General features: G+C 66.3%; 6 protein-coding genes and 2 pseudogenes. 2 read left to right on the top strand and 6 right to left on the bottom strand.

The genetic code is table 11. The annotated features are described in order from the left end of the window. Nucleotides 1–267, top strand: a pseudogene (locus ABD908_RS26260) (GuaB3 family IMP dehydrogenase-related protein); the annotation flags it as partial. 7 nt (nucleotides 268–274) lie between these two features. Here the strand turns inward: ABD908_RS26260 and ABD908_RS26255 are convergent. Next, complete coding sequence (locus ABD908_RS26255) at nucleotides 275–850, bottom strand: dienelactone hydrolase family protein (RefSeq protein WP_345001668.1); 576 nt, start codon at nucleotides 848–850, stop codon at nucleotides 275–277. A 124-nt stretch (nucleotides 851–974) separates the two neighbouring features. Here ABD908_RS26255 and ABD908_RS26250 point away from each other — a divergent pair, with 124 nt between their 5' ends. Then, the gene (locus ABD908_RS26250; protein ID WP_345001667.1) at nucleotides 975–2,717 is read left to right on the top strand and encodes a GMC family oxidoreductase N-terminal domain-containing protein; all 1,743 of its coding nucleotides are present in this window, start codon (nucleotides 975–977) and stop codon (nucleotides 2,715–2,717) included. A 331-nt stretch (nucleotides 2,718–3,048) separates the two neighbouring features. On the opposite strand, the gene ABD908_RS26245 is transcribed toward ABD908_RS26250, so the two are convergent. The 5 genes and pseudogenes from ABD908_RS26245 to ABD908_RS26225 all read right to left on the bottom strand — a co-directional run. Next, nucleotides 3,049–3,462 (bottom strand): hypothetical protein, encoded by a 414-nt coding sequence (locus tag ABD908_RS26245; RefSeq protein ID WP_345001665.1) that lies wholly within the window; start codon nucleotides 3,460–3,462, stop codon nucleotides 3,049–3,051. Between the two features lie 362 nt (nucleotides 3,463–3,824). Beyond that, nucleotides 3,825–4,736 carry a DUF6414 family protein gene (locus tag ABD908_RS26240; RefSeq protein WP_345001663.1) on the bottom strand — a complete coding sequence of 304 codons (912 nt, stop codon included), beginning with the start codon at nucleotides 4,734–4,736 and terminating at the stop codon, nucleotides 3,825–3,827. Nucleotides 4,737–4,762: 26 nt separating this feature from the next. Then, complete coding sequence (locus ABD908_RS26235) at nucleotides 4,763–5,158, bottom strand: type II toxin-antitoxin system VapC family toxin (RefSeq protein WP_345001661.1); 396 nt, start codon at nucleotides 5,156–5,158, stop codon at nucleotides 4,763–4,765. After that, on the bottom strand, nucleotides 5,155–5,388 hold the full coding sequence (locus ABD908_RS26230) for a type II toxin-antitoxin system Phd/YefM family antitoxin (RefSeq protein ID WP_345001659.1): 234 nt from the start codon (nucleotides 5,386–5,388) through the stop codon (nucleotides 5,155–5,157). Before ABD908_RS26230 ends, ABD908_RS26235 begins: the two co-directional genes overlap by 4 nt. A gap of 455 nt (nucleotides 5,389–5,843) precedes the next feature. Then, nucleotides 5,844–6,593, bottom strand: a pseudogene (locus ABD908_RS26225) (IS1634 family transposase); the annotation flags it as partial. Nucleotides 6,594–6,765 lie beyond the last annotated feature (172 nt).

The following is a 6,765-nucleotide window of genomic DNA, read 5'->3' as shown; positions in this document are numbered from 1 at the left end:
GAGGCACCCGGCCGGGGCTGGTTCTGGCCGTCGGCGGCGGCCCTCCCGTCGCTGCCCCGCGGCTCCGTGGCACCGTCGCAGCTCGGCGCGCTGGGGGACGACCCGAACGCCGCCCCACCGTCGCTGGCCACCATCCTGCACGGCCCCACCTACGAGGCCCGCGGCCAGCTCAACCTGGTCGGCGGCCTGCGTCGGGCGATGGCCAAGGCCGGCTACTCCGACCCCAAGGAGTTCCAGAAGGTCGGCCTCAACGTGGGCGGCTACTGAGCCGCGGTCACCGATCCCGGAGGAACTCCAGCATCCTGCTGTGGGCCAGGTCCGAACTCGCGGCGTCGAACTCGGGCAGCCCCGCATCGGTGAACAGGTGCCCGCTGACCGGGTACTCGAACAGCGTGAACACCCCGCCCGCCGCCTCGACCTCGGCCCGGAGCCGATCGACACCGTCCGGCGTGCGCCACGGGTCGTCGCGCGCGTAGTGCACCTGGGCCGGCGCCGCGCGTGGCCAGGTGCCCCCGAGCTCGGCTATCGGCAGCGCGGCGTGCATCAACAGGACGCCACGTGCGCCCGGCCTGGTCGCGGCGAGGTACTCGGCCGATACGCCGCCGTTCGAGAAGCCCGCGTACACCACGTCCGTCGGCAGACCCGCCACCGCGGCATCGGTGCGAGTGATCATCTCGGGTATACCGAGCTCGGTGAAGAAGCGCACCGCGGCGTCCATGTCGTCGAACACCTCGCCGCGGTAGAGGTCGGGGACGTACACCTGGTGCCCGGCCCGGCGGAACACGTCTGCCGTCGCACGAACCGCAGGGCGGAGCCCCAGAACGGAGTGGAACAGGATCACGATAGCCATGCCTGCTGTCTAGCAGCAGCCCCCGACAAGTCGGGGGACGGCCACTATTGAGTCGCGTTTAGTAGTACCCTTACCGGCGAGTAGTGAGCGACGTGGCTCACACGGTTCCAGGTAGGGGATTCACATGGCGCAGACGGCGGGCGACCACTTCGACGTTCTCGTGATCGGATCGGGCTTCGGCGGCAGCGTGACGGCGCTGCGCCTCACGGAGAAGGGGTACCGGGTCGGCGTCCTCGAGGCCGGCCGGCGGTTCGAGGACGCCGACTTCGCCGAGACCACCTGGGACCTCAAGAAGTTCCTGTGGGCGCCCAAGCTGGGCTGCTTCGGCATCCAGCGGATCCACGTGCTCAACGACGCGGTCGTGATGGCCGGCGCCGGCGTGGGCGGCGGGTCCCTCAACTACGCCAACACGCTGTACAAGCCTCCGGCGCCGTTCTTCAACGACCCCCAGTGGAAGCAGATCACCGACTGGGACGACGAGCTGACGCCCTACTACGACCAGGCGCGTCGGATGCTCGGCGTGGTGCCGAACCCGCACGAGACGCCGTCCGACAGGGTCATCAAGGCCATCGCCGAGGACATGGGCGTCGCAGACACGTACGTCGCGACGCCCGTCGGCGTGTACTTCAACAAGCCGGGGCAGACCGACGAGGACCCCTTCTTCGGCGGCGTCGGACCGGCGCGCACCGGCTGCACCGAGTGCGGCACCTGCATGTCGGGCTGCCGCGTGGGGGCGAAGAACACGCTGATGAAGAACTACATCCACCTCGCCGAGCGGGGCGGGGCCCGGTTCATCCCGATGACGACGGTGACAGGTCTGCGTGAGGGCCGGAAGGGCGTCTGGGAGGTCTACACCGAGAAGACCGGCGCCTGGGCGCGCAAGAACCGCACCGTCTACACCGCCGACAACGTCGTCTTCGCAGCCGGCACCTGGGGCACCCAGACCCTGCTGCACCACCTCAAGGACACCGGCGCGCTACCGGGACTGTCCGACAAGGTCGGTGTGCTCACCCGCACCAACTCGGAGGCGATCCTCGGCGCGGCCAAGTACAAGGCCGATCCGGAGCAGAACCTCTCACAGGGCGTCGCCATCACCAGCTCGTTCTACCCGACCCCGGACACCCACATCGAGCCCGTGCGCTACGGGCCGGGATCCAACGCGATGGGCCTGCTGCAGACGCTGCTGGTCGACGGTGGCCCCGGTCGTACCCGCATCCCCGGCCTGGCCAAGGGGCTTGCGCGTCGTCCACGTGACCTCGCACTGCTGCTGAAGCAGAAGAACTGGGGCGAGCGGGTGCTGATCATGCTGGTGATGCAGTCGCTGGACAACTCCATCACCACGTTCACCAAGAAGATCCCGGGCTCCCGCAAGCGGCGCATGGTCTCGAAGCAGGGTCACGGCGCGCCCAACCCGACCTGGATCCCCGTCGGCAACGAGGCCACGCGGCGTGCCGCGGAGAAGATCGACGGCATCGCCGGCGGCACGTGGGGCGAGATCTTCAACGTGCCGATGACGGCGCACTTCCTCGGCGGCGCCGCTATCTCCGAGGACCCGGCCGACGGCGTGATCGATCCGTACCACCGCGTCCACAACTACCCGAGCCTGTTCGTGGTCGATGGTGCGGCGATCTCGGCGAACCTGGGCGTCAATCCGTCGTTGTCGATCGCGGCGCAGGCCGAGCGTGCCGCGGCGCTGTGGCCGAACAAGGGGGAGCGGGACCTACGCCCACCCCAGGGCGCCGGCTACACGCGCATCACGCCCACCGCGCCGCGCCACCCGATCGTGCCCGACGGTGCGCCGGGCGCCCTGATCCTGCCGATCCCGCAGGTACCGCCCGTGCGCGAGACCGGCGGCGCGACCGCGTGACCGACGCGACCGCCGGAACAGTGCGACCGCCTGAACGGTGCGCGTTCCGCGGAACGTTGAAGCTTGAACGTTCCGCAGAACGCGCTTGCAATAGACCTTGTCTTATCGAAGCACTGCGGACAGTTGGCGGAAGTAGTCGTGTCTCGCCCAGGGGGTTCTGTTGCCGATGACGATAATTGACAGGATGACAGCGCCTGCGCTGGACGAATGCCGTAGTGCCTCATGTCAAGATGCCCGCGAAACCAGCAGGGTGTCGGCGGGGTCAGCCGGACTTGACGCGGACGCCCTTATAGACGTCGGGCAGCGCGGACGGGATCGACGCCGGCGCCATCTACTCGGTCTTCTCCTTCGCCATCACCGTGAGCCGGGTCTGCAGGTCGGTGATGTCCCGTGCGAGCCGCGCGGGGCTGAGCGCGTCCCGATAGGCGGTCATCTCGGCCTCCTGCTGCGGCCGACAGTACCCCGCAGAACGGGGTCCTCGGCTCGTCGTAGAGTCCGCGGCGACGCCCGTCGCGTACCCGACCGGTTCGATCGTCGGCGTCAGGTAGTTCAGCCGGTCGCCCACCAGTCTCCACAACCGTTTCAGCAACACACGCTCGTCGCTGGTGTCGTACCGGTAGTAGAAAGCGTTGCGCCGCACCAGATGATTTCTCTCCGACTCGATCGTCGCCTGATCGTTCTTCTTGTACGGACGCGACCGGGTGAAGTAGATTCCCCGCTCCCAGTTCATCACCGCGTGACCCAAGGAACTCGGTACCGTTGTCGAAGTCCAGACCCGTGACCGCGAACGGGATCTCATCCACCGCGGCCTTCAACGCCGCCAGGATGTGGATATGCGCGTTGTTGCGGACACTGCAGGTGAACACCCACCCGATATACACGTCCCGTCCGCGCGAACTCGCCCTTCAACGTAGGCCCGCAGTGCGTGACGGTGTCCCCTCGAAGAACCCCGGTTCCTTCTCCACCTCATCCCCGGCCCTCCGGACTGCGAGGTATTAGCGGGCCGACTCCCTCCTCAGCGGCCCCGCTAGGCACACGAACGAAACTTGCCAGCAAGTCGCTAACAGCACCTCCTTGGTCGCACCATCTATCTGCCTGTCAGTTCAATTACTCGACATCATCGGAATCGAGCGAAGTGTGTCCAACCCCTCTATAGATCGCGAGCGGAACCACCCCGATCGCTGGCCAAGCTGGGGCCGCTACGAAGCCGGTCATTGTGAGCATTCCGCCGAAGCTGGCCGCGAGCTGGTCCAGGGCTGCCCGGTCGATTGCCGTGCCCCCGCCGCCGACCAGGCGATCTACGTGCGGCTTGATCTCCGTCAGGAGCTGCTCGGGCGATAGCTTCTCTCGCTCGGTGGGGATCGCGGAGACCTGCATGATCGTGGTCAGCTCGGTAGCTTCGGCTCCGACCTGGGACAGCAGTAGTTCCCGTCGCATCGGCCCAAACTCGTGTGCGTGCGGGATCTCACCCATGAAGCCGACCTCGTACTCGTCAGCAAGTGCCGTGCGCACGGAGACTGTAATCGACTCGCCGTAAAGAGCTTCCAGGGCGCCAAGCATCTGCTCCAAGTCGGAAGGAGAATCCGATAGGACATTGTTGAGGCGGCGGAAGGTTCCAGCAATGCTGGCGATATCACTCAGCTGAGTTGGCGCGGTGACCCGTAGGAGCATCCCCGGGCGAACCGACTCACGCACTTTGCCGCGAAGCCAGAACTTCCGTCGAGCCATCTTGTCTGACACATCAGCGAGCAATCCCAGCGCCTCGGCGGACTCCTCCAGTTGCGATACGTGCAGGTCTGCCAGAGCGAGAGTCTGCGAGCTATTCTCGCCGATATCCTTGCCTACGGAGGCTACACGGCGCAGTCCTGCAGCAATGCTCCACGAGCGGGTCCTGGCTTCGCTCCGTTCTTCGGGAAGGCCGTCGATAAGCTGCGCCAGCAGGCTTCCAGTTCGCTGGCGATCGATGTACAGATAGTCTCTGACGTCCAGCTCCGACGATTCGGGCAACATATTCGGCATCGCTCAACCTTCGTTTGATACGTCGGTTACCTGGTCACGATGACCGGGGTCATCGCGCCCTCTGGGATGGTTCGGTCGCTGGTGGCGATCGCCAGCCCTCGGCGGGTGGCTTGGGCGACGATCATCCGGTCGAACGGGTCTCGATGGTCCCAGTTCAGCTGACTTGCCAAGGTCGCGTCCGCGGAGTCCATGGCGAGTTCGTGCGCGGTCATGGCGGCGAGCGTGTCGCTCCAGCTCGAGAGGAGGCCGGAGCCGTCGAGGCGTCCCAGTCGGGTCTTGATCGCGATCTCCCAGGCGGACGCGGCCGAGACGAACAGCTCGTTGGCAGGGTCCGCGATCACCGCCAAGGCGGGCGCGGCGATCAGTTCGGGCGATTTCGCAAGCCAGAGAAGAGCGTTGGTGTCGAGGAGGATCGCAGTCACGAAGCGTTCTCCCAGGCGCCCAGCTCGGCGTCTGGGAGGGGGGCATCGAAGTCGTCGGGGATCGTCAGGCCGGGGAACTGTCCGAACGTCCGCTTACGCGGCTCCGCCGGTGAGATGATCGCAACGGCCCGGCCGTGCGAGGTGACGGTGATCGGGCTGCCTGTCTTCTCGACTTCGGCGAGGACGGCGTTCAGCTTGGCCTTCGCTTCTGTACTGGTGATCGTGCGCACACCGCCACTGTATACTAGTCGGACCAGTGCGACTAGTTATTTACGTCTTGGTTGCGCACGGAGTCGGTCACGTCATCATTCTCCCAACCGCACCACATCAGCTGTCCACATCCTGGCCAGCTGATTTCCAGACCGCGGCTGGCGAACTGCGCACGAGGTGGTGAGGTTGCCGACAAGTCGTTAGCGGCACCTCTATCGGCTTCGTGGCCTGCCCGAGGTGGAGTCCGCAGACCGGCCGCGTCTGGTGTGTCCGGTGCCGGGGTTCACAGTCGCATGGATCGAGCGGCTAGGAATGGGCCGATGGGAGCAGTGTGAAGGCGTCGATGTGGGAGGGGCGAACGATGGCGAAGTGACGCAGATTCAGTGTTGCGATCCGCTGCGTTCGGTGGCGCTTCGCGAGCGTTATCAGGCTGGCGTCAGCGCCACCGAGTCGGACCCGAGTTGGGACATTCGGCTTAGTGTGTCGGTCCGACGCCGAGTTGGGCCAGAATTTCAGCTTGGCTGCCTGGTATCTGCGGTGGGAACGTCTGGGTCGCACCGTTGATGGCGACGGTCGCGCTGCGCAGCGGCCGGAGTTGTTTGACGACGTTGCCGATAGCGAGGCCGGTCTGCTCCTGAACGGCACGCGCGACCGCCAACGCGGCGAACACGATGGTCAGGTGCGCTTCGATGGCGTCGCGGGTGTGGTGGAAGATCGGCCTCGCCCGCAGGTCGGTCTTGGACATGCGGAAGCTCTGCTCGACGTGCCACAACTCGTGATAGTGGGCGATCACCTCGCCCGCGGGCATCACCGTGACCGGGAGGTTGGTGACGTAGCCCTTCAACCCGACCAACGAGCGGGCACGCTCGAGGCTCGCCTCATCGAGACTGCGGTCTTTGCCGTCGACTTTCACGAACCGGGTGGCCTTGACCGGTTTGCTTCCGTCGATCACCGCTCTCGCGCGGGCTTCCTGCGCGGCGAGGGTCCGCTGATCGCGGCGGGCACGACGGCTGGAGTACTGCCACACCGCCCGCCACGCCGCCGGATGCGAGGTGGGGTCCCACACCGGCTCGACCCGCAGCTTCGGGTCGTTGACGACACTGCGAGCATGCCGCGGGGTGACGGTGTCGATGATCTGCCCGTCGGCGAAAACATCACCGTTCCAATGGAAATGGGACGCGAGATCAGCGGGGGCCGTCACACTGCGCGAGCCCACGATGAGGGCGTGTCAAATGGTCTGTGTAAGTCCTCCTCACGGAAGGATGACAGGGCATGACGAACACGGTGGAGCGGGAGCCTGAGGCAGCGGCTGAAGGCCTGTCGCATCAGTTGCGGTCCGCGGAGACGACAGCGGATGTCGCGGCGGCGTTGAAGGCGTCGGGCGCGGTCGACGGCCT

This window comes from Tsukamurella soli (assembly GCF_039541155.1).
GTDB lineage: Bacteria > Actinomycetota > Actinomycetes > Mycobacteriales > Mycobacteriaceae > Tsukamurella > Tsukamurella soli.
Note: the sequence above shows the minus strand (reverse complement) of the source record. Positions and strands in the feature narration are given on the sequence as shown.